Source organism: Azotobacter tropicalis, from assembly GCF_059739045.1.
This window is the reverse complement of record NZ_AP046059.1, coordinates 2,380,693-2,400,501: the sequence shown is the minus strand read 5'-3', so window position 1 is coordinate 2,400,501 and position 19,809 is coordinate 2,380,693. Positions and strand designations below refer to the sequence as shown.

Sequence of the window (19,809 nt, the reverse complement as noted above, 5' to 3'; positions counted from 1 at the left end):
CGGGGCGGGCCTCACTCCTTCGGCTGCACGTAGCCCTCGGCCTGGGCGTATTCCTCGCCGGAGAGGAACTTGTCCATCTCGCCCTGGAGGAACTTGCGGTCCTCGGCGTTCATCATGTTCAGCCGGCGCTCGTTGATCAGCATGGTCTGATGCTTCTGCCATTCGTCCCAGGCTTGCCTGGAGACGTTGTTGTAGATGTCCTCGCCCTTGGGCCCGGGTAGGGCGGACGGTCGAGGCCGGGCAGTTCCTCTTTGTACTTGCGGCAATGCACGGTGCGGGTCATGGGTCTCTCCTCGAAGTCGGCGGGTCCACCGGCGGCTGCAGTTCGCTCTGGGCACGCTTGAGCAGCTTCTTCACCGGGGCGGCGAGGCCCAGGCGCGGCGGAGCGGCGAGGTTATACCAGAGCCAGTCGCCCTCGGCCACGGCGGGGGTGCTGCTCTCGACCGTCACCAGCCAGGGTTCGATGGCCAGCTGGAAGTGGCTGAAGGTGTGGGTCAGGCCCGGCAGCGGGCGGCGTTCGCCGAGGCGCAGGGCGTGGCGGGCGGCGAGCGGGTCGAGCGCTTCGATGTCGTCCAGCTCCGGCAGGCTCCAGAGCCCGCCCCAGAGTCCGCTGGAGGGGCGCCGGTAGAGCAGGATGGCGCCGTCGCGGCTGGCCAAGAGCGGCATCAGGGTGCGCTTTCGCGGTAGCTCCCGGCGCGGCTTGGGCGTCGGGTAGTGCGTCTCGCGGCCGAGCAGATGGGCGCGGCAGCCGCTCTCGAGCGGGCAGAGCAGGCAGGCCGGGCGCATACGGGTGCAGAGGGTGGCGCCGAGGTCCATCATCGCCTGGGTGTAGTGGTTGACCCGCGCCTCGGGGGTGAAGCGCTCGGCGGCTGTCCACAGGCGTTTGGCCGCCTGCGGCTCGCCGGGATAACCGTCCTCGGCGAGGTAGCGGGCCAGTACGCGCTTGACGTTGCCGTCGAGGATCGGTGCGCGCAGGCCCATGGCGATGCTGGCGATGGCGCCGGCGGTGGAGCGGCCGATGCCGGGCAGTTCGGCGAGGGCCTCCACCGAGCGGGGAAACGCGCCGGCGTGCTCGGCGACGACGAGCTTCGCGGTCTTGTGCAGGTTGCGCGCGCGGCTGTAGTAGCCGAGCCCGGTCCACAGGTGCAGCACCTCGTCCTCGGGCGCCGCGGCCAGCGCCTCCAGCGTCGGCAGGGCGGCCATGAAGCGCTCGTAGTAGCCGAGCACGGTGGCGACCTGGGTCTGCTGCAGCATGATTTCCGAGACCCATACCCGGTAGGGCGTGATGTCCCGCTGCCAGGGCAGGTCCTTGCGGCCGTGGCGGTCGTACCAGTCGAGCACGGCGCTGTTGAACTGCTCGGGAGTCATCGGTTGAACAGCCCCTTCAGCGCGTCCTTGAGTTCCGGGCTGACCTTGTCGCCGAGCTTTTCCTCGAGTTTCTCGTTGAGCTTCTCGCCGGCCAGCTTGGCGGCGATCTGGCGCAGCCCGTCGCGATCCAGGCGGCAGGCCTTGGCGCCCAGCTCCAGCGGGCCGCGGCAGCGGACCGGCCATTCCAAGCCGACGTAGCGCTCGTTGACCTGGCAGGCGGCATCGGGCATGGCGCGCTTGTCGCCTTCGATGATCACGCCGACGCGGTAGTCCATGCCGAGCACGCGCAGGTCCAGGTCGCCGTTGCCGTTGACCGTCAGGCCGGGAATGCGCGCCTTGAGATCGGGGTTGCTGGCGACGCCGTTGGTGAATTGCAGGCTGCCTTTCAGCTCCTCGAAGGGCGTGTCCTTGGCGTTGGGCGGATTGTTCAGGCCCTTGCGGTTGAGGGTGGCGATGGCCAGGCAGAGCTGCTGTTCGAGGTTGGCGTCGGGCAGCACGCCGTCGTGGAGGACGAAGCTGGCCGTGCCGTTGAGTCCCTCGATCCAGGCTTTCTGGCTGTTGCCGCTGGTCTGCAGGTCGGCGTTCAGGTCGAGCAGGCCCTTGATCGGCGGCGCTTCCTTGTCCTCGGTCTTGATGAACTTCTCCACCGGGACGCGGCTGAGGCGCTTCAGCACGCTCAGTTGGGGCGTGGACGGGCGGGCGTCGAGGCGGGCCTGGACGTCGAAGCTGCCGCCGAAGAGTTCGCCGCGCAGGTTCTGCAGGGTCAGCAGACCGTCCTTGGCGCCGGCCTGCAGGTGGGCGTTGCCGATCGGCAGTCGGTCGAGGGTCAGCTGGCCGACGTCGAGGCTGGCCTGCAGGTCCAGCTTGCGCAGGGTATCGACCGGCAGCAGCGCTGCTTCGCTCCAGGCCTGCTGGGTGGGTGCTGCAGGCAGCGGGGTGTCGCTGTTCTGGACGGCGACGGCCACGGCGCCCTTGACCTCCGCCTGGCGGGCGGCGCCGGCGGCCTCTTTCTTGTCCTTGTCGCTCTTCGGCGCCAGGTAGCGGTCGAGGTCCAGCTTGTCGCCCTTGAGCTGCAGGCGCAGGGCCTGGCGGGCGAAGTCGGCGACGGCGAGGCTGCCGGTGAACTGGCTGTCGTCCAGCTTCAGGTCGAGCTTGTCGAGGGTCACGGCGCTTGGCGTGCCGCTCAGCTGGCTGCTCAGCTCGAGGCGGGTCAGGCTGGCGGGATCGGCTGTCGCCGGCAACTCCTGGCCAAGACCGGCGAGGAGCTCGCGCGGGTTGAACGGGGCGATGGACAGGCCGCCGCTCAGCCGCGGCGCCTTGTCCAGCTCGCGCACCTTCAGCTCGCCGATGGCGCGCAGCTGGTTGGCGGTGACTTTCAGGCCGTTCCATTCGGCCACCTGGGCGGCCAGGTCGGCGAGCAGTTCGCCCTGGGCGGCGAAGTTCAGGGTCTTGCCCTTGAGCGGCTCGCCCGAGGCCTCGCCGGACAGCTGCGCGTTGCCCAGCTGGAAGCGCTTGAGGGCGGAGTCGAAGCGCAACATGCCCTCGAGGTTGGTGCGCGCGCGCAGGACCGGCTGGTTGCTGCCGAAGAAGGCGCTCAGCTTGAGCGGGATGTCGCTGTCCGGGCGGATCGCGCCGCTACTCAGCTGGATGCTCTCGGCAGTGAATTTCTGTCCGCTGCGTTCGTCCAGGTAGTCGACCCGGGCGTTGTTCAGCGTCAGGCTGTCGATATCCAGGCGCAGCGCCCGGGCGGCGGTATCGGCCGGCGTCTTGGCGGGCGCTTCGGCCGGTGGTGCGGTTTCTCCGGCGGCTTCCGCCGGTTGCGCGGGTTTTTCGGCCCGGGCCGGGCGGCCGAGGTCTTCCCAGTTGCCGCGGCCCTGCTTGTCGCGGCGCAGGTGCAGGTCGAGGCCGTCGATGCGGATGTCGCTCATCTGGATCTCGCGCTGCAGCAGCGGCAGCACCCGTACCGACAGGCCGATCATCTGCAGATCGGCGAGGGGCTGATCGGGGCTGCGGGTGCTGGCCACGCTGGCCTGCTGCAACTGCAGGCCGAGCCAGGGGAACAGACTCCAGCCGATGTCGCCGTTCAGGGTCAGTTCGACATTGGCCTTGTCGCGGGCGATCTGGCGGATTTCATCCTTGTAATCGTTGGGATCGAACAGCTGGGTGAGGGCGAAGCCGAGGGCGACGACGATCAGCAGCAGCCCGAGAACGAGCAGGCCAAGGATTTTGCCGAACGTTTTCATGGGCGGAGTCCTTGTTGGGGTTCGCAATGGATACAGGCCGCCGAGTATAGCGGCCGGTCAGGTGGCCGAGCCGCCGGCGCGGGCCTCAGAGGGCATCCAGCGGTAGCTGGGTGCGGGCGGCCAGGGCCTGGGCTTCCAGCTGGTCGGTGGGCCCGGCCAGGTGCAGGGGCTTGCCGGCCGCCGCGGCCAGGCGCCGGGCCTCGTCGAGCAGACGCCGGGCGACGCCGCGGCCGCGGGTGATCCGCCGCACGCAGAGGTGCGACAGCCGCCAGCAGCCGTCGTTCCTTTCCAGCAGCGCAGCACCGAGCAGGCGATCGTTGAAGCGACCGGCGATCAATGTGCCGCGCTCGAGCCCGGTGGCGATCAGCCGTTCGGCATCGGCATGGGGGCCAGCAGCCAGCCGGGGGCATCGGCATAGATCTTCGCCAGGTCGAGGCGGTCCTGGGGGCTGGCGGTGGTAAGCGTTTCGACGTGGACGGGCATGGTTTTCGGGGGCCTTGTCGCTTGCTGGACCGGCAAGGATAACCAGCGGCGCCGCTCCGCGCACCGGGCAGGCTGCGCCGGACGGCTTATCCGGGCGTTGGGTTTGCGCCTATAATGGCGCCTTTTCGTCCCACGACTAGCGGAGCTGTGATGGCCGAACGTACGGCTTGCGTCGAGCGCAATACCTTGGAGACCCAGATCAAGGTCTCGATCAACCTGGACGGCAGCGGCAAGGCCCGCTTCGCCGTCGGCGTGCCCTTTCTCGAGCACATGCTCGACCAGATCGCCCGCCACGGCCTGATCGACCTGGATATCGAGTGCCAGGGCGACCTGCATATCGACGACCATCACACCGTGGAGGACGTCGGCATCACCCTCGGCCAGGCCTTCGCCAAGGCCATCGGCGACAAGAAGGGTATCGTCCGCTACGGCCACTCCTACGTGCCGCTGGACGAGGCGCTGTCGCGCGTGGTGATCGACTTCTCCGGCCGCCCCGGCCTCTCGATGCAGGTGCCCTACACCGCGCCCGGGTCGGCAACTTCGACGTGGACCTGTTCCAGGAATTCTTCCAGGGCTTCGTCAACCATGCACAGGTGACCCTGCACATCGACAACCTGCGCGGCAGCAACACCCACCATCAGATCGAGACGGTGTTCAAGGCCTTCGGCCGCGCCCTGCGCATGGCCATCGAGCTCGACCCGCGCATGGCCGGGCAGATGCCTTCCACCAAGGGGTGCCTGTGATGCAGACGGTGGCCGTGATCGACTATGGCATGGGCAACCTGCACTCGGTGGCCAAGGCGCTGGAGCACGTCGGCGCCGGCAAGGTGCTGATCACCAGCGACGCTCAGGTGATCCGCGAGGCCGACCGGGTGGTGTTTCCCGGCGTCGGTGCGATCCGCGACTGCATGGCCGAGATCCGCCGCCTGGGCTTCGACGCGCTGGTCCGCGAGGTGAGCGTCGACCGGCCGTTCCTCGGCATCTGCGTCGGCATGCAGGCGCTGCTGGAGCGCAGCGAGGAGAACGGCGGGGTCGACTGCATCGGCCTGTTCCCCGGTCAGGTGCGCTTCTTCGGCAAGGGCCTGGTCGAGGACGGCGAGCACCTCAAGGTGCCGCACATGGGCTGGAACGAGGTCGCCCAGACCGTCGACCATCCGCTCTGGCACAACATCCCGGACCACGGTCGCTTCTATTTCGTGCACAGCTACTACATCGAGGCCGGCAACCCGCGCCAGGTGGTCGGCCGCGGCCACTACGGGGTCGACTTCGCCGCCGCGCTGGCCGAGGGCTCGCGCTTCGCCGTGCAGTTCCACCCGGAAAAGAGCCACACCCACGGCCTGCAGCTGCTGCAGAACTTCGCCGCCTGGGACGGGCGCTGGTAGGCGCCGCGGGTTAGCCATCCACGGGGTGGCCATCCACCCTCCGGGCCCTTCTGACGTTAGGAAAAAGACATGCTGATTATCCCCGCAATCGATCTCAAGGACGGTGCCTGCGTGCGCCTGCGCCAGGGCCTGATGGAGGACGCCACGGTGTTTTCCGACGACCCGGTGGCGATGGCCGCCAAGTGGGTGGAGGCCGGCTGCCGCCGCCTGCACCTGGTCGACCTCAACGGCGCCTTCGAGGGCCAGCCGGTCAACGGCGAGGTGGTCACCGCCATCGCCAAACGCTACCCCGGCCTGCCGATTCAGATCGGCGGCGGCATCCGTTCGCTGGAGACCATCGAGCATTATGTGAAGGCCGGGGTCAGCTACGTGATCATCGGCACCAAGGCGGTCAAGCAGCCGGAGTTCGTCGGCGAAGCCTGCCGCGCCTTCCCCGGCAAGGTGATCGTCGGCCTGGATGCCAAGGACGGGTTCGTCGCCACCGACGGCTGGGCCGAGGTGAGCAGCGTACAGGTCGTGGATCTGGCGAAGAGATTCGAGGCCGACGGCGTGTCCGCCATCGTCTACACCGATATCGCCAAGGACGGCATGATGCAGGGCTGCAACGTCGAGGCCACCGCCGCCCTGGCCGCCGCCACCCGCATCCCGGTGATCGCCTCCGGCGGTATCCACAACCTCGGCGATATCCGCAAGCTGCTGGAGGCCCGCGCGCCGGGGATCGTTGGCGCCATCACCGGGCGCGCCATCTACGAGGGTACCTCGACGTGGCTGAAGCCCAGGCGTTGTGCGACGCTTTCAAGGGCTGACCCTGACGCAGACCGTAGGGTGGGTTAGCAGCACCGCGGCGTAACCCACCGATTGGAGTCGATTTTCAACCCGCTTCGGTGGGTTACGGCCTGCGGCCTAACCCACCCTACGAGAGACATTGCCATGGCCCTTGCCAAACGCATCATCCCCTGCCTCGACGTGGACAACGGCCGCGTGGTGAAAGGCGTCCAGTTCGAGAACATCCGCGACGCCGGGGACCCCGTCGAGATCGCCCGTCGCTACGACGAGCAGGGCGCCGACGAGATCACCTTCCTCGACATCACCGCCAGTCACGAGGGGCGCGACACCACCCTGCACACCGTCGAACGCATGGCCAGCCAGGTGTTCATCCCGCTGACCGTCGGCGGCGGCGTGCGCACCGTGCAGGACATCCGCAACCTGCTCAACGCCGGTGCCGACAAGGTGTCGATCAATACCGCCGCGGTGTTCAATCCGGAGTTCGTCGGCGAGGCCGCCGAGCGTTTCGGCTCGCAGTGTATCGTCGTCGCCATCGACGCCAAGCGTGTGTCGCAGCCGGGCGAGCCGGGGCGCTGGGAGATCTTCACCCACGGCGGGCGCAAGCCTACCGGGCTGGACGCCGTGGCCTGGGCGCAGAAGATGGAAGGCTACGGCGCCGGCGAGATCCTGCTGACCAGCATGGATCAGGACGGCGTGAAGAGCGGTTACGATCTCGGCGTGACCCGCGCGATCAGCGAGGCGGTGGGCATTCCGGTGATCGCTTCCGGCGGTGTCGGCAACCTCGAGCACCTGGCCGCCGGCATCCTCGAAGGCAAGGCCGATGCGGTGCTGGCGGCGAGCATCTTCCACTTCGGCGAATACACGGTTCCGGAAGCCAAGGCCTACCTGGCCGCGCGCGGTATCGTGGTGCGCTGAGTCATTCGCCGGCGGGTGGAAAGCGCCGGTGCGGCTTTCCACCCGTCCGCGGCAGGCAACAGTCCTATTGCTGCGGTTGCCCGCGCGTCAGGTTGAGTCCCTTGAGCAGGTTGAGCGCCTGGCTCAGCTGGTAGTCGTCGTCCTGCGGGCGCGTCTGGCCGGCTTTGCCGGCCTGGCCGCTGGGCTTGTCCGGACCGCCGTTGCCGTTGCCCAGATGGCCGGCCAGGTCGGCTTCGCGCAGGTGCTCCGGCTGGGCGTCCTGGGTCAGTCGGGCGCGTTCCACCACGATATCCGGCACTATGCCCTGGGCCTGAATCGAACGGCCGTTAGGGGTGAAGTAGAGAGCGGTGGTCAGCTTCAGGGCGCGGTCGTTGTTCAGCGGCAGCACGGTCTGCACCGAACCCTTGCCGAAGCTGTCGGTGCCCATCAGTACGGCCCGCTTGTGATCCTGCAGAGCGCCGGCGACGATCTCCGCGGCCGAGGCGCTGCCGCCGTTGATCAGCGTCACCAGCGGTACGCCTTCGCTGGCGTCGGCCGGATCGGCCGAGAAGCGCAGCTCGGAATTGGCGATGCGGCCCTTGGTGTAGACGATCAGGCCCTGGGTGAGGAAGTGGTCGGACACCTCGACGGCCGATTGCAGCACGCCGCCGGGGTTGTTGCGCAGGTCCAGCACCAGCCCCTTGAGCCGCTGGCCGCCGTTCTCCTTCTTCAGGCGCGCCAGCGCCTTGCCGACTTCCTCGCCGCTGTTGACCTGGAACTGGGTGATGCGCAGGTAGCCGTAGCCGGACTCGAGCAGCTGGCTCTTGACGCTCTTGACCTTGATCACCGCACGGGTCAGTTCGACATCGAACGGCTTGCCGCCTTCGCGGACCAGGGTCAGCTCGAGCTTGCTGCCGGGCTTGCCGCGCATCTTGTCGACGGCTTCGAGCATGGACATGCCCTTGGTCGGCTGGCCGTCGATCCTGACGATCAGATCGCCGGCCTCGATGCCGGCCTTGGCCGCCGGCGTGTCGTCGATCGGCGAAACCACCTTGAGCTGGTCGTCCTCCATGCCGACCTCGACGCCGAGGCCGCCGAACTCGCCGCTGGTGCTTTCCTGGAGGTCGAGGAATTCCTTGGGCTCGAGATAGGCCGAGTGCGGATCGAGGTTGCTGATCATGCCCTTGATGGCGTTTTCCAGCAGGGTCTTGTCATCCACCGGTTCGACATAGGCGGCCTTGATGCGGTCCATGACCTCGGCGAAGGTGCGCAGCTCGTCGAGGGGCAGGAGAGGCTTGCCGCGCGTCTCGGCGGCTGGCGCAGGCGTTTCCGCGGCGTGCAGGAAAGGAGCGCCGAGCGTGAAGGCGACCGCCAGGGCCAGTGAGAGGGGACGGGGCAGGTGCGGCATGGAAACGAACTCCTCGAGTGAAAGCGGCGCTATCCCTGCGCGCGGCACCACAGGGCGGGATCGATGGGACGGCCCTGTTGGCGGATGGCGAAGTAAAGCGCAGGCATGTCCTGCCCGCCACTGGTGCCGACCGTGGCGATCGGCTCGCCGGCCTTGACCATGTCGCCGGCGCCTTTCAATAGGCTCTCATTATGCCCGTAGAGGCTCAGGTAGCCATTGCCGTGGTCGAGAATGACCAGCAGACCCGAGCCGCGCAGCCATTCGGCGAACACCACGCGCCCGCCATGAATGGCGCGCACCGGGCTGCCGGCGCTGGCGCCGATCAGCACGCCATCCCAGCGGGTGCGGGCATCTTCGCTGCGCGGCGAGCCATAGTGGGCCAGCAGGCTGCCGGCGACCGGCCAAGGCAGGTTGCCGCGCGCGCGGGCGAAGGGGCCGTCGGGAATGCTTTCCTCGCCACGGGACAGCTGCGGCTGTTCACGGGCGGGAGCGGCGGTCCTGGCCCGCTGACGCTGTTCCTCGAGCGCCTGCTGGCGCTGTTGTTCGGCGAGGGTGCGCTGGCGCGCCTCTTCGGCTTCGCGCGCCTGGCGGGCGAGGGTTTCCTCGATGCGTTGCAGCACCCGGCCGAGTTCGGCCTGCTCCGTCTCGCGGTCCTGGATCTTCTGCGTGTTGCTGGCGTATTCCCGATTCAGGCGGGCGAGCACCTGCTGGCGCTCCTGGCGCACTGCGGCGAGCCGCCCGCGACGCCGCTCCAGCTCGCCTTTGCGCTCGCCGAGCTGGGCCTTTTGCGTGGCGATATCCTGCTCGACCGCGGCCAGCTGGCGCAGGGTCGCGTCGAGGGTTTCCTGCTGCTTCCGGCGTGCCTGGTTGAGGTAGCCGTAGTAGGTCAGGGTGCGGGAAACCAGTTCCGGCTGCTGCTGGTTGAGCAGTAGCTTGAGGTACTCCTGGCGGCCACTCTGGTAGGCGGCGCGCGCCTGGCTGGCGATCAGCCGCTGCTGTTCGTCGCGGGCGTTCTGCAGTGTCTGCTTCTGTTGGTCGAGACGCTGGATTTCCCGTTCGCGGCCGTCCAGCTCATCCTGCAGTTCATGCACCTGCTTCTTCAGGTCGCCCATCTCCCGCTCGGTCCGACCCAGCTCCTTCTGCATGCCGCTCCGTTCCTGGCCCAACTGCTCCTGCAGCTTCTTCAGTTCGGCGATGTCCTGGCGAGCCTGCTCCAACTGCTGCAGGGTTTCGCTGCGCTCGTCGGCGAACGCCGGGCTGAGCGCGAGGGCAAGAGTCAGGGCGGAAAGGGTGCGGTGCATGGCATGCGGCATCGGGGGAGTGGATCGGCCTAAGTATGCCTAAAAATCTGTCGCCAGGCTGCAGGCCATTGCGGCGACTTTCGATAGTCGGCGCGGACCGGCCTGAGACCGGCTCGCGCCGTTCATCGCTTCAGGCCGGCTCGATGAGCGGCTGGCCGGTCATTTCCTGCGGCTGCGGCAGATCGAGCAGCTTCAGCATGGTCGGCGCCACGTCGGCCAGCACGCCGCCGGCGCGGATGCGCAGCTTGCGCGGGCCCACGTAGAGGAAGGGCACCGGCTCGCAGGTGTGCGCGGTGTGCGCCTGGCCGGTGGCCTCGTCCTCCATCTGCTCGACGTTGCCGTGGTCGGCGGTGATCAGCGCCTCGCCGCCGACCTTCTCCAGCGCCGCGACGACGCGCCCGAGGCAGGCGTCCAGGCATTCGACCGCCTTGACCGCCGCCTCGAACACCCCGGTATGCCCGACCATGTCGCCGTTGGCGTAGTTGGCGACGATCACGTCGAAACGCCGGCTCTCGATCGCCTCGACGATACGGTCGGTGACTTCCGGCGCGCTCATCTCCGGCTTGAGGTCGTAGGTGGCGACCGGCGGCGAGGGGATCAGGATGCGCTCCTCGCCGGCGAACGGCTCCTCGCGGCCGCCGGAGAAGAAGAAGGTGACGTGGGCGTACTTCTCGGTCTCGGCGATGCGCAGCTGGGTCTTGCCGTGCTTCGCCAGGTACTCGCCGAGCACGTTGCTCAGCTCCGTGGGCGGGAAGGCGCAGGGCGCCGGGATGCTCGCCGAATACTGGGTGAGGGTGACGAAGCCGGCCAGCTGCGGCAGGCGCGGGCGCTCGAACTCCCGGAAGTCGACCTCGACGAAGGCACGGGTCAGCTCGCGGGCGCGGTCGGCGCGGAAGTTCATGAACACCACGGCATCGCCGTCCTCCACCTTCACCGGCGCGCCGACGGCGGTGGCCTTGACGAACTCGTCGCTCTCGCCGCGCGCGTAGGCGGCCTCCAGGCCGGCGGCGGCGGTGGCGGCGGCGTACTCGGCCGTGCCGTCGACGATCAGCCGGTAGGCCTGCTCGACGCGGTCCCAGCGGTTGTCGCGGTCCAGGGCGAAGTAGCGGCCGATCAGGCTGGCGATGCGGCCCTGGCCGAGGCGGGCGAAGCAGGCGTCGAGGGTCAGCAGGGGCTCAGGGCGCTTTTCGGCGGGGTGTCGCGGCCGTCGAGGAAGGCGTGCAGGTAGATCTTCTCGGCGCCGCGGCGCACGGCCAGTTCGGCCATGGCGGCGATGTGGTCCTGGTGGCTGTGCACGCCGCCTTCGGAAAGCAGGCCGAGGATGTGCACCGCCTTGCCGGCGGCGACCGCCTGGTCGACGGCGGCGCAGATGGCCGGATTGTCGAAGAACTCGCCGTCCTGGATGGCCTTGGTCACCCGGGTGAAGTCCTGGTAGAGCACGCGGCCGGCGCCGAGGTTCATGTGGCCGACCTCGGAGTTGCCCATCTGGCCGTCGGGCAGGCCGACGTCCATGCCGGAGCCGGAGATCAGGCCGTGCGGGCAGCTGGCGTTCAGGCGGTCGAGCACCGGGGTGCGGGCGGCGAGGATGGCGTTGTGGGCGGGGCTGTCACTGTGACCGAAGCCGTCGAGGATAATGAGTACCAGCGGTTTGGGGGTGGCAGTCATGGTTCCGACTCTGATGATGCGGTGATGTGGAGCGCCCGGCGGGTTTGAGCGGGCAAGGGGCGACAGTCTACTGCCTCGCAGGGCGCAGCGTCATTGCCATTGACTGCCGGCGCGGCGGCGGGTTCAGCCGGCTTGAGGGGCTGTGTATACTGCCGGGATTTTACCGCTCTGGAACTTCCCGATGCTCCCCAAGCTGATCGAATTCGCTTCCCACCACTACATCCTCGTCGGCCTTTTGGTCGTCCTGCTGGTCCTGCTGCTGGTGACCGAGCTGCGTCGCGGTGGTCGTAGCCTCAGCAGCGGCGAGTTGACGGCGCTGGTCAACGGTGGCCAGGGCCTGGTGCTGGATGTGCGTGCCCACAAGGAGTTCTCCGGTGGGCACATCGTCGATGCCTGCAACATTCCCTACGACAAGCTGGCCAGCCGTATGGCCGAGCTGGAGAAGTTCCGGGCCAAAACCCTCATCGTGGTCGATGCCATGGGTCAGCATGCCGGTACCGTCTGCCGTGATCTGCAGAAGGCCGGCTTCAGCGCGGCCCGGTTGGCCGGTGGCATGAGCACCTGGCGTGGGGACAACCTGCCCGTGGTGAAGTGAGAGAGCCATGCCGCACATCGTCATCTACACCAGCGCCTGGTGCCCCTACTGCATTCGGGCCAAGCAGCTGCTGGACAGGAAAGGCGTCGTCTACCAGGAGATCGGCGTCGACGGCAAACCGGAGCTGCGCGCCGAGATGACCCGCAAGGCCGGACGTACCTCGGTTCCGCAAATCTGGATCGGCGATACCCATGTGGGTGGGTGTGACGATCTCCATGCCCTGGAGCGCGCGGGCCGCCTGGACGCGCTGCTCAAGGATTGAATCCGCAAATCGAACAAGGCTCTGCCATGACTGAACAAGCTAGCAACGGCGCCGCGCAAGACGGCCAGAACGCCCAATTCTCCCTGCAGCGCATCTATGTGCGCGACCTGTCCTTCGAGGCCCCGAAGGCTCCGGAAATCTTCCGCCAGGACTGGAAGCCGAGCGTCCAGCTGGATCTGAATACCAAGCAGAAGGCGCTGACCGGCGGCGACTTCTACGAAGTGGTGCTGACCCTCTCGGTCACCGTGAAGACCGGCGAGGAGGTGGCCTTCATCGCCGAGGTGCAGCAGGCCGGGATCTTCCTGATCAAGGGCTTGGATCCCGAGGCTATGGGCCATACCCTGGGCGCCTTCTGCCCGAGCCTGCTCTTCCCCTACGCCCGTGAGGCGCTGGACAACCTGGTCGTGCGTGGTTCCTTCCCGGCGCTGATGCTGGCGCCGGTGAACTTCGACGTGCTCTATGCCCAGGAGCTGGCGCGCCTGCAGGCCGAGGGCCAGGCATCGGGCACGGTGCAGTAAAGGCGCCGCCCTGCCGAAGAAAGCGCCCCGTGGGGCGCTTTTTCGTTTCCGCTCAGTCCATCGCGAAATCGAGCTGGCGCCAGGCCTCGTAGACCGCCACTGCCACTGTGTTCGACAGGTTCAGGCTGCGGCAGTCGGGGCGCATCGGCAGGCGTAGGCGCTGCTCCGGTGGCAGGCTCTCGCGGATCTCCTGCGGCAGGCCGCGGCTTTCCGGGCCGAACAGGAAGGCGTCGCCGCGCCGATAGTTCACCTGATGATAGGACTGCGATCCCTTGGTGGTGAAGGCGAACAAGCGCGGCCGGCCGAGGCTCTCCAGGCAGGCGGAGAGGTCGGCATGGCGCTTGAGGGTGGCGTACTCGTGGTAGTCCAGCCCGGCGCGGCGCAGGCGCTTGTCGTCCAGTTCGAAGCCCAGCGGGTCGATCAGGTGCAGGCTGCAGCCGGTGTTGGCGCAGAGTCTGATGATGTTGCCGGTGTTCGGCGGAATTTCCGGTTGGAAAAGAATGACGTGAAGCATGCATGGCTCCAGGCGGGGAGGCCGGCATTCTACCCTGCCGTTGCACCTTTGCCGTACTTGGCGCACCGCCCCCGCCCGCTTGTTGTGCGCGCTGCGGCAGGGGCGGGCAGTATCGGACGCCTGCAAGACCGCCGGGAGGCATAAAAGAGGGGAATTCCCGGCCTGCCTGTACCGAGGTCCCCGAAACCTTTGCCAGATTCAATGCATTCTGTGTGCCAGAGCTTTCGGGCAGGACGGCAAGGGTGGAATGGCTCAGCCAGGCATGTAGGTAAAGGCTTACATGGTGTGATGGTGATCACGACTGTTTACCTTGCGGGGCGATGCATATTCTATTGCTCAAGGACGTCGCGCAGGAAGCGCACCGAAAAACACGGAAGGCGTCGCAGATTTCCCGCCAGGATGGCGGGTGATAGGGAGGTCGCGCAGGAGGCGCATCGAGCGACAGGATGTCGTCGAGAACTCACCAGGAGGGTGCCGCAAGGATGGTTGGCGCAGGACGCGTTGGGGAGCTCAGGGACGATCGCCAGGATGGCGGTGCTCATGGATGATGTGCGCAGGAAGCGCCACGTAACTCAGGGATGGTTCAGGGACGATTCAAGGATGCTCTGCCAGGATGGCGGATAGTCACGGACGTCAGAATCAGTCTGCAAGACCCCGCTTTGCGGGGTTTTCTTTTTTTATGCTTTCCGAAAAGGCTGCCTCTGCCTTAGCTGTGGGCCTCATGAAGGCCGGGCATCCCTTCCAGCAGCGAGCGCAGCAGGTCCAGCATGCCTTGCTGGCGTTGTGCATCCCGATAGACCAGTCCTACCGTCAGTGGTATGCGTGGCTCGCTGAGCGGTTTCCACAGCAGTTCCGGGTGGCTGTGCGCCGGTCGCGAACAGCCTGGCAGCACCGTGGCTAGGGATGTCTGCGGCAAGCTGTCGAGGATGCTGTTCATGTGGTTCAGCTCGGCCTGCACTTTCGGGCGTCTCCCCAGCATGCTGAGCTGCTCCTGCCAGATTTGCCGCACGCGGAACTCCTCGCCGAGCAGCAGCATCGGCAGTTCTGCCGCCTGGGCCAGGGAAACTTTCTTGAAATCCTTCAGGGATGGCTCTCCGGAATCACCAACTGCAACTCGTCTTCGTACAGCGGCAGGCTGTGCAGCCCGGGCTGACGCGGCGGCAGGAAGCCAATGCTGATATCCAGGGTGCCGGTCAGCAGGCGCCGCTCGATATCGATGCCGGACAATTCGTAAAGCTGCACCACCAGGTGCGGCTGCGCCTGGCGCAAACGCTCCAGAAGCGGTGGCACCAGGCTGGTGCTGACCGTCTGCAGCACGCCGACCGCCAAGCTGCGTGCCGACTGGCCACGAAAGGCGCGCAGTGCATCGCGGGCACGCTCCAGCCCTTCCAGCAGGGGAAGTGCATGGCTGTACAGGGTCTGTGCCGCCAAGGTCGGCAGCAGACGCTTGCCGGTGCGTTGAAAAAGCTTGACGTCAAGGTCCGCCTCCAGATGGCGGATCTGCTGAGAAAGTGCCGGCTGAGACAGGCTCAGACGTTCTGCAGCACGTCCGACATGACCTTCTTCGTAAAGGGCGACGAAATAGCGTAGCTGACGGAAATCCATAATTTTTTCTTATGAATAAATCTACAAAATCGAAATGGCCCGGGGTGTCGATAGGCCCTAGTCTAATGCCTATCGATCATGCTTACAGTGTCTCGGAGGCCTGACTGGGTAATGTGTCGGGCAGAAGTAGCGCAAGCATTCATAGGTAAAGCCGAAGAAATGAGCGATGGCCTGACTGGTGCCATCGATCGCCGGAGCATCCGCCTGAAACGCGGATATCGAAGTCGGTCATCCACGGGCGAATGCCGGTGCGGGAAGTCGTACGATGCGTGATGCCCTGGCCTGCATGCGGGTGATGCGCACCTTGGAGCGTCCGCCGCAGTTGTTCGTGCGCGGCCAGGGGTCGTGGTTGTGGGATGTCCAAGGCAATGCCTACCTCGACTTCAACCAAGGCTTGGCAGCGAACAGCCTGGGCCACAGTCCGAGCGTGCTGGTGAGCGCCCTGCGGCGTCAGGCAGAAAACCTGATCAACCCGGGAGCGGGGTACTACAACCTCGGCATGCTCAAGCTGGCTACTCGCTTGTGCCAGGCCACCGACAGCGATCAGGTGTACTTCCTGAGCAGCGGTGCCGAGGCCAACGAAGCGGCGATCAGGCTGGCACGCAAGTGGGGGCGGCTGCATCGGGGTGGTGCCGGGCGTATCGTCACGGCGCTCAATGGTTCCCATGGCAGTATCTGGGGGGCGTTGGCGGCTTCGGGCAAGGCGATCGGCCCATCGGAAGAGTGCGATGGTTCGTCGGGCTTTGTCAGAGTCCCCTTCAATGACCTGGAGGCGCTGGCGGCCGCGCTCGACGAGCAGATCGTGGCAGTGATGCTGGAGCCGCTGCAGGGAGAGGCGGGAGCGATTCCGGCGACCCTGGAGTATCTGCAGGGAGTCGCCCGGTTGTGCCGCGAGCGTGGCCTGCTGCTGATCCTCGATGAGGTGCAGACCGGGATTGGACGTTGCGGGGCGCTGCTGGCCGAGGAGTTGTATGGCGTGCGTGCCGACATCGTCACGCTCGGCAAGGGGTTGGGCGGCGGTGTACCGCTGGCGGCCCTGGTGGCTCGCGGCAGTGCCTGTTGTTTCGAGCCGGGCGACCTGGTCGGCAGTTGCCACGGCAACGCGCTGGTGGCCGCTGCCGGTCTGGCGGTGCTCGACACGGTGCTGGAGCCGGGTTTTCTCGGGCAGGTGCGCGCAGTCGGCGAGCACCTGCGTGAAGGGCTAGCGCAACTGGCCCGCCGGCATGGACATGGGCCCTTGCGTGGCCAGGGCCTGCTGCTGGGGCTGCCGCTGGTGAGCCTGTCGGCTCCGGCGGTAGTGGAAGCGGCACTGAAGGAGTACTTGCTGATCAACGCGCCGCAGGCGCACTGCTTGCGCTTTTCACCGGCGCTGACAGTCAGCCACGGCAACATCGACGAAATGCTCAAGCGCCTGACGCGTGCGCTGGGCCGGGCCTCCGGCCGAAACTGAATACCGTCTCTTGCGAAATCGCAGCCGCCCCGCCAGGAATGCCGGGGCGTTTTTTTTGCTCGCGCATAAAAGGGGCTTGCCGCCGAGCCTGGGGCCGTGAAGGCGGAGGCACGGAAAAAAAGAGGCTGGGCCTGGCCGCTGCCCAGCCTTCACGCCAAACCGTGGTGGTCCCTGGCGCTGTCTGGCGGACGTGCGGAGAAGGGGCCACCAAGGTTCCAGCGAGATTCGTGCCGGCGAGGACCGGAAACGGATTGGCGGCGAATGGCGGCAAAAAATACCGAATATGCCATTTACAGGCAGGGTGCGTACGGCGACAGCCATCGGCTGCCAGGACATGTCCAGCCTTATGGACACACGGATTGTCCATTCGGTGGGACAAGGGGGCAGCTCAACGCTTGTCGAGTCCGTGTTGACGCAGCTTGTTGTACAGGCTGGCGCGGGCGATGCCGAGACTCTGGGCGGCACGCCGCCGGTTGCCTTGGCAGACGGCGAGAGCGGTCAGCAGAGCGCTGCGTTCGGCATCGGCCAAGCTGTGCGCCAGCGGGCGGATGGCCCTGTCGTCAGCGGCAGGCGCCGTCTCTGCGCAGGCCGGTGGCGTGCCCGCGAGCAGGGTGAGCAGCGACTGGCGATCCAAGGGCTTGCCGTCGGTCTGCAACAACTGGGCGCGCTCCAGCAGGTTGCCCAGCTCCCGGACATTGCCAGGCCAGGGTTGAGCGGTCAGTACTGCCAGCGCCGCTTCGTCCAACTCGATCCGCGGCTGGCCGGAACGACTGGCGATCTCGTCGAGCAGGTGCTCGGCAAGCGGGGGAATATCCTCGCGGCGCTCGCGCAGCGGCGGCAAGCGCAGGCTCAGCACGTTCAGACGGTAATAGAGGTCGGCCCGGAAGGCTCCGGCGCTGACCCGGGCTTCCAGGTCGACATGGGTGGCAGCGATTACCCGCACGTCGATCCGTTTCAGCCGGTTCGAGCCGAGCGGCTCGATCTCCTGCTCCTGCAGCACCCGCAACAGCTTGGCCTGCAGGGATGGCGCCAGGTCGCCAATCTCGTCGAGGAACAGGGTGCCGCCGTCGGCCAGCTCGAACTTGCCGATCCGCGCCTTGCGCTCGGCGCCGGTATAGGCGCCGGGGCTGGTGCCGAACAGTTCGGCTTCCAGCAGGCTGTCGGGAATGGCCGCCACGTTGAGCGCGACGAAGGGGCCTCGGGCACGCGGTGAGAGGTTGTGGATGCCTTGGGCGAGCAGTTCCTTGCCGGTGCCGGTCTCGCCGCGCAACAGCAGCGTGGCGTCCAGCTGCGCGGCGCGCCGAGCCTGGCGCTTGAGTTCGCCGGCGGCCGGGCTGGTGCCGATGAAGCCGGCAATGCTGTAGCGCGCCTGGCGCGCCTGCGCCAGTTCGCGCTGGGTGGCGGCCAGGCGGTTCTGCAACTGGTTGTACTGGGCGATCAGCGGCTCCAGCTGGCGCGCCCGGTCGAGCAGGACGAAGCCGATGGCGCCGACCAGGGTGCCGCCTTCATCGCGCAGAGGCATCCGGGTGACCACGAAGTGCTCGTCGCCGAAGGCCATCAGGTCGAGCACGGGCGGCAGGCCGCCTTGTGCGACCTGGCGCAGCCGGCTGGCCGGGAGGATCTCCTCGACGGGCCGGCCGAGCACGTCGCGCGGGTCGGCCACGCCCAGCCGGGCGGCGTACTTGTCGTTGATCCAGACGATCTGCGCCTGGCGGTTGACGGCGATGGTGCCTTCGCAGCGGGCGTTCAACTGGTCGAACAGCAGGGGCATGGCCAGTTCGCGAAAGCGCTCCGGCGACACGCCGATCAGCAGGCCGTTTTCGTCGAGATCGCGGTGGGTGATCGCCATGAAAGAGCTCCTGTGCCGGCTGCCGGGCAAGTATGGCCAGTGCCGGCGACAGGCGCCAAGGAACCCCGGAGAGCGAGGCGGGTCGATTCAGGGAAGACCTCTCTTGGTACTGGACGGAGAACTTCCATGGACCTGCTGCGCATTCTCATCGCCATCCTGCTGCCGCCGCTCGGCGTGTTCCTGCAGGTCGGCTTCGCCGGCGCCTTCTGGCTGAACATCCTGCTGACCCTGCTCGGCTACCTGCCGGGCATCATCCATGCGGTGTACATCATCGCCAAACGCTGAGCGGCCTTCCTCGGGAACTAGTGTGGTGAATCACAACTACTCAGGATAAATCTTGTCTACCGCGGAGCTGACAGAGTTTTTCGGAGGGCATGCGATGAAAACAGGCCGCCCAGCCGTTCGGATCGAACTGACCGAACAAGAGCATGCCGAACTCACCCGCCGCCGAGCCAGGCACAAGGGGCCTGCCGATATGCAGCTGCGCGCCGAGATCATTCTGTCCTGCGCTCGAGGCGAGTCCGGCTCTTCCATTGCTCGACGGCTTGGCATTACGGCGCAAACCGTTTCGAGGTGGCGCCTTCGCTTCGCCCGTTTGGGCCTGCAAGGCCTCAATGACGAGCCGCGCTCAGGCCGCCCACGCAGCATCAGTGATGAAAAGGTCCAGGAAGTGGTCGACCGGGTGCGGCAGACCAGGCCCGACGATGCCAGTCATTGGAGCTCGCGCCGGATGAGCAAGGCCACCCATATTTCACCGGCGAGCGTACAGCGTATCTGGCGAGCCTTCGGGCTCAAGCCCCACCTGGAGCACACCTTCAAGCTGTCCACCGATCCTGCCTTTGTCGACAAGGTGCAGGATATCGTCGGGCTCTATCTAAATCCCCCTGATAAAGCGCTGGTACTGTGTGTCGATGAGAAAAGCCAGATCCAGGCGCTCAATCGAACACAGCCGGGGCTGCCGCTGGAGCCTGGGTATCCGGCGACCCGTACCCATGATTATCAGCGCCATGGCACGACGTCCTTGTTTGCCGCCCTGGATGTGGCCACCGGCGAGGTGATCGGACGTCTCAAGCGCCGTCACCGCAGCGCAGAATTCCTGGAGTTTCTCAGGGCCATCGAGGAAACGGTCAAGAGCGACAAGGCCATCCACCTGATCATGGATAACTATGCCGTGCACAAGACCGACAAGGTGCGTGCCTGGCTTGTCGCGCACCCGCGTTATCACGTGCATTTCACCCCGACGTCTGCGTCATGGCTGAATCGGGTGGAGCGCTTTTTCTCGATGCTCACCCAGAAGTGGATAAAGCGCCAGGCCCATACCAGCGTGAAGGATCTCGAGCAGTCCATCGAGTATTACCTGGCGACCTACAACCAGAATCCAAGGCCTTTCCGCTGGAGTAAGGGAGCAGGTGAAATCCTGGCCTCTGTCGGCAGGGCTGCTCGAGCCTTGCAAAGAAATAATAATGAAGCGAACTTGTGATTCACCA

The 19,809-nt window shown here is 66.6% G+C and carries 15 protein-coding genes and 5 pseudogenes; 10 read left to right on the top strand and 10 right to left on the bottom strand.

All coding sequences use genetic code 11. The features are described 5' to 3' along the window. Positions 1-11 precede the first annotated feature (11 nt). The 4 genes and pseudogenes from Atro_RS11325 to Atro_RS11310 form a co-directional block, all read right to left on the bottom strand. Positions 12-338 carry an oxidative damage protection protein gene (locus Atro_RS11325; RefSeq protein WP_497922341.1) on the bottom strand — a complete coding sequence of 109 codons (327 nt, stop codon included), beginning with the start codon at positions 336-338 and terminating at the stop codon, positions 12-14. Beyond that, entirely contained in the window at positions 280-1,368 is a 1,089-nt protein-coding gene (gene mutY, locus Atro_RS11320; protein WP_497922339.1) for an A/G-specific adenine glycosylase, read from the bottom strand. Before mutY ends, Atro_RS11325 begins: the two co-directional genes overlap by 59 nt. Continuing rightward, on the bottom strand, positions 1,365-3,611 hold the full coding sequence (locus tag Atro_RS11315) for an AsmA family protein (protein WP_497922337.1): 2,247 nt from the start codon (positions 3,609-3,611) through the stop codon (positions 1,365-1,367). Before Atro_RS11315 ends, mutY begins: the two co-directional genes overlap by 4 nt. Before the next feature lie 85 nt (positions 3,612-3,696). Further along, a pseudogene (locus tag Atro_RS11310) lies at positions 3,697-4,094 on the bottom strand (acetyl-CoA sensor PanZ family protein). Positions 4,095-4,244: 150 nt separating this feature from the next. On the opposite strand from Atro_RS11310, the pseudogene hisB reads away from it, so the two are divergent. From hisB to hisF, 4 genes and pseudogenes are all read left to right on the top strand, one after another. Next, positions 4,245-4,837: pseudogene (gene hisB, locus Atro_RS11305) on the top strand (imidazoleglycerol-phosphate dehydratase HisB). Then, positions 4,837-5,475, top strand: a complete 639-nt coding sequence (gene hisH, locus Atro_RS11300; protein WP_497922335.1) for an imidazole glycerol phosphate synthase subunit HisH — start codon at positions 4,837-4,839, stop codon at positions 5,473-5,475. The pseudogene hisB and the gene hisH overlap by 1 nt, the downstream one beginning before the upstream one ends. Before the next feature lie 69 nt (positions 5,476-5,544). Then, positions 5,545-6,281 (top strand): annotated as a pseudogene (gene hisA / locus Atro_RS11295) (1-(5-phosphoribosyl)-5-[(5-phosphoribosylamino)methylideneamino]imidazole-4-carboxamide isomerase). 124 nt (positions 6,282-6,405) lie between these two features. Next, positions 6,406-7,176: an imidazole glycerol phosphate synthase subunit HisF gene (gene hisF, locus Atro_RS11290; protein WP_497922333.1), complete on the top strand. Its 771-nt coding sequence runs from the start codon at positions 6,406-6,408 to the stop codon at positions 7,174-7,176. A gap of 64 nt (positions 7,177-7,240) precedes the next feature. On the opposite strand, the gene Atro_RS11285 is transcribed toward hisF, so the two are convergent. The 3 genes and pseudogenes from Atro_RS11285 to gpmI all read right to left on the bottom strand — a co-directional run bounded on the left by Atro_RS11285 (position 7,241) and on the right by gpmI (position 11,529). Then, positions 7,241-8,563: a S41 family peptidase gene (locus Atro_RS11285; RefSeq protein WP_497922331.1), complete on the bottom strand. Its 1,323-nt coding sequence runs from the start codon at positions 8,561-8,563 to the stop codon at positions 7,241-7,243. Positions 8,564-8,592: 29 nt separating this feature from the next. Next, positions 8,593-9,864 carry a murein hydrolase activator EnvC family protein gene (locus Atro_RS11280; RefSeq protein ID WP_497922329.1) on the bottom strand — a complete coding sequence of 424 codons (1,272 nt, stop codon included), beginning with the start codon at positions 9,862-9,864 and terminating at the stop codon, positions 8,593-8,595. A 130-nt stretch (positions 9,865-9,994) separates the two neighbouring features. Continuing rightward, a pseudogene (gpmI, locus tag Atro_RS11275) lies at positions 9,995-11,529 on the bottom strand (2,3-bisphosphoglycerate-independent phosphoglycerate mutase). A gap of 181 nt (positions 11,530-11,710) precedes the next feature. On the opposite strand from gpmI, the gene Atro_RS11270 reads away from it, so the two are divergent. Genes Atro_RS11270 through secB form a run of 3 tightly spaced genes read left to right on the top strand, consistent with a single transcriptional unit; the run spans position 11,711 to position 12,904 of the window. Further along, on the top strand, positions 11,711-12,124 hold the full coding sequence (locus Atro_RS11270) for a rhodanese-like domain-containing protein (protein WP_497922328.1): 414 nt from the start codon (positions 11,711-11,713) through the stop codon (positions 12,122-12,124). A 7-nt stretch (positions 12,125-12,131) separates the two neighbouring features. After that, positions 12,132-12,386 carry a glutaredoxin 3 gene (grxC, locus tag Atro_RS11265; protein WP_497922326.1) on the top strand — a complete coding sequence of 85 codons (255 nt, stop codon included), beginning with the start codon at positions 12,132-12,134 and terminating at the stop codon, positions 12,384-12,386. 26 nt (positions 12,387-12,412) lie between these two features. Continuing rightward, entirely contained in the window at positions 12,413-12,904 is a 492-nt protein-coding gene (secB, locus tag Atro_RS11260) for a protein-export chaperone SecB (RefSeq protein WP_497922325.1), read from the top strand. A gap of 52 nt (positions 12,905-12,956) precedes the next feature. Here the strand turns inward: secB and trmL are convergent, their stop codons facing one another. Both trmL and Atro_RS11250 read right to left on the bottom strand, forming a co-directional pair. After that, complete coding sequence (gene trmL, locus Atro_RS11255; protein WP_497922323.1) at positions 12,957-13,418, bottom strand: tRNA (uridine(34)/cytosine(34)/5-carboxymethylaminomethyluridine(34)-2'-O)-methyltransferase TrmL; 462 nt, start codon at positions 13,416-13,418, stop codon at positions 12,957-12,959. Positions 13,419-14,124: 706 nt separating this feature from the next. Continuing rightward, positions 14,125-15,023: pseudogene (locus Atro_RS11250) on the bottom strand (LysR family transcriptional regulator). A gap of 265 nt (positions 15,024-15,288) precedes the next feature. Here Atro_RS11250 and Atro_RS11245 point away from each other — a divergent pair. Then, positions 15,289-16,473 (top strand): aspartate aminotransferase family protein, encoded by a 1,185-nt coding sequence (locus Atro_RS11245; RefSeq protein WP_497922321.1) that lies wholly within the window; start codon positions 15,289-15,291, stop codon positions 16,471-16,473. Positions 16,474-16,861: 388 nt separating this feature from the next. On the opposite strand, the gene Atro_RS11240 is transcribed toward Atro_RS11245, so the two are convergent. After that, complete coding sequence (locus Atro_RS11240; protein WP_497922319.1) at positions 16,862-18,322, bottom strand: sigma-54 interaction domain-containing protein; 1,461 nt, start codon at positions 18,320-18,322, stop codon at positions 16,862-16,864. A 126-nt stretch (positions 18,323-18,448) separates the two neighbouring features. Between Atro_RS11240 and Atro_RS11235 the strand changes: the two genes are divergently transcribed. Further along, positions 18,449-18,607: a YqaE/Pmp3 family membrane protein gene (locus Atro_RS11235; RefSeq protein ID WP_082765970.1), complete on the top strand. Its 159-nt coding sequence runs from the start codon at positions 18,449-18,451 to the stop codon at positions 18,605-18,607. Between the two features lie 94 nt (positions 18,608-18,701). Beyond that, positions 18,702-19,802 carry an IS630 family transposase gene (locus Atro_RS11230; protein WP_497922317.1) on the top strand — a complete coding sequence of 367 codons (1,101 nt, stop codon included), beginning with the start codon at positions 18,702-18,704 and terminating at the stop codon, positions 19,800-19,802. Positions 19,803-19,809: the final 7 nt, after the last annotated feature.

Excerpts from the sequence above, each read along its gene's own strand:
- mutY (WP_497922339.1), bottom strand. The coding sequence starts at position 1,368 with ATGACTCCCGAGCAGTTCAACAGCGCCGTGCTCGACTGGTACGACCGC.
- Atro_RS11315 (WP_497922337.1), bottom strand. The coding sequence starts at position 3,611 with ATGAAAACGTTCGGCAAAATCCTTGGCCTGCTCGTTCTCGGGCTGCTG.
- hisH (WP_497922335.1), top strand. The coding sequence starts at position 4,837 with ATGCAGACGGTGGCCGTGATCGACTATGGCATGGGCAACCTGCACTCG.
- hisF (WP_497922333.1), top strand. The coding sequence starts at position 6,406 with ATGGCCCTTGCCAAACGCATCATCCCCTGCCTCGACGTGGACAACGGC.
- Atro_RS11285 (WP_497922331.1), bottom strand. The coding sequence starts at position 8,563 with ATGCCGCACCTGCCCCGTCCCCTCTCACTGGCCCTGGCGGTCGCCTTC.
- Atro_RS11280 (WP_497922329.1), bottom strand. The coding sequence starts at position 9,864 with ATGCACCGCACCCTTTCCGCCCTGACTCTTGCCCTCGCGCTCAGCCCG.
- Atro_RS11270 (WP_497922328.1), top strand. The coding sequence starts at position 11,711 with ATGCTCCCCAAGCTGATCGAATTCGCTTCCCACCACTACATCCTCGTC.
- grxC (WP_497922326.1), top strand. The coding sequence starts at position 12,132 with ATGCCGCACATCGTCATCTACACCAGCGCCTGGTGCCCCTACTGCATT.
- secB (WP_497922325.1), top strand. The coding sequence starts at position 12,413 with ATGACTGAACAAGCTAGCAACGGCGCCGCGCAAGACGGCCAGAACGCC.
- trmL (WP_497922323.1), bottom strand. The coding sequence starts at position 13,418 with ATGCTTCACGTCATTCTTTTCCAACCGGAAATTCCGCCGAACACCGGC.
- Atro_RS11245 (WP_497922321.1), top strand. The coding sequence starts at position 15,289 with ATGCGTGATGCCCTGGCCTGCATGCGGGTGATGCGCACCTTGGAGCGT.
- Atro_RS11240 (WP_497922319.1), bottom strand. The coding sequence starts at position 18,322 with ATGGCGATCACCCACCGCGATCTCGACGAAAACGGCCTGCTGATCGGC.
- Atro_RS11235 (WP_082765970.1), top strand. The coding sequence starts at position 18,449 with ATGGACCTGCTGCGCATTCTCATCGCCATCCTGCTGCCGCCGCTCGGC.
- Atro_RS11230 (WP_497922317.1), top strand. The coding sequence starts at position 18,702 with ATGAAAACAGGCCGCCCAGCCGTTCGGATCGAACTGACCGAACAAGAG.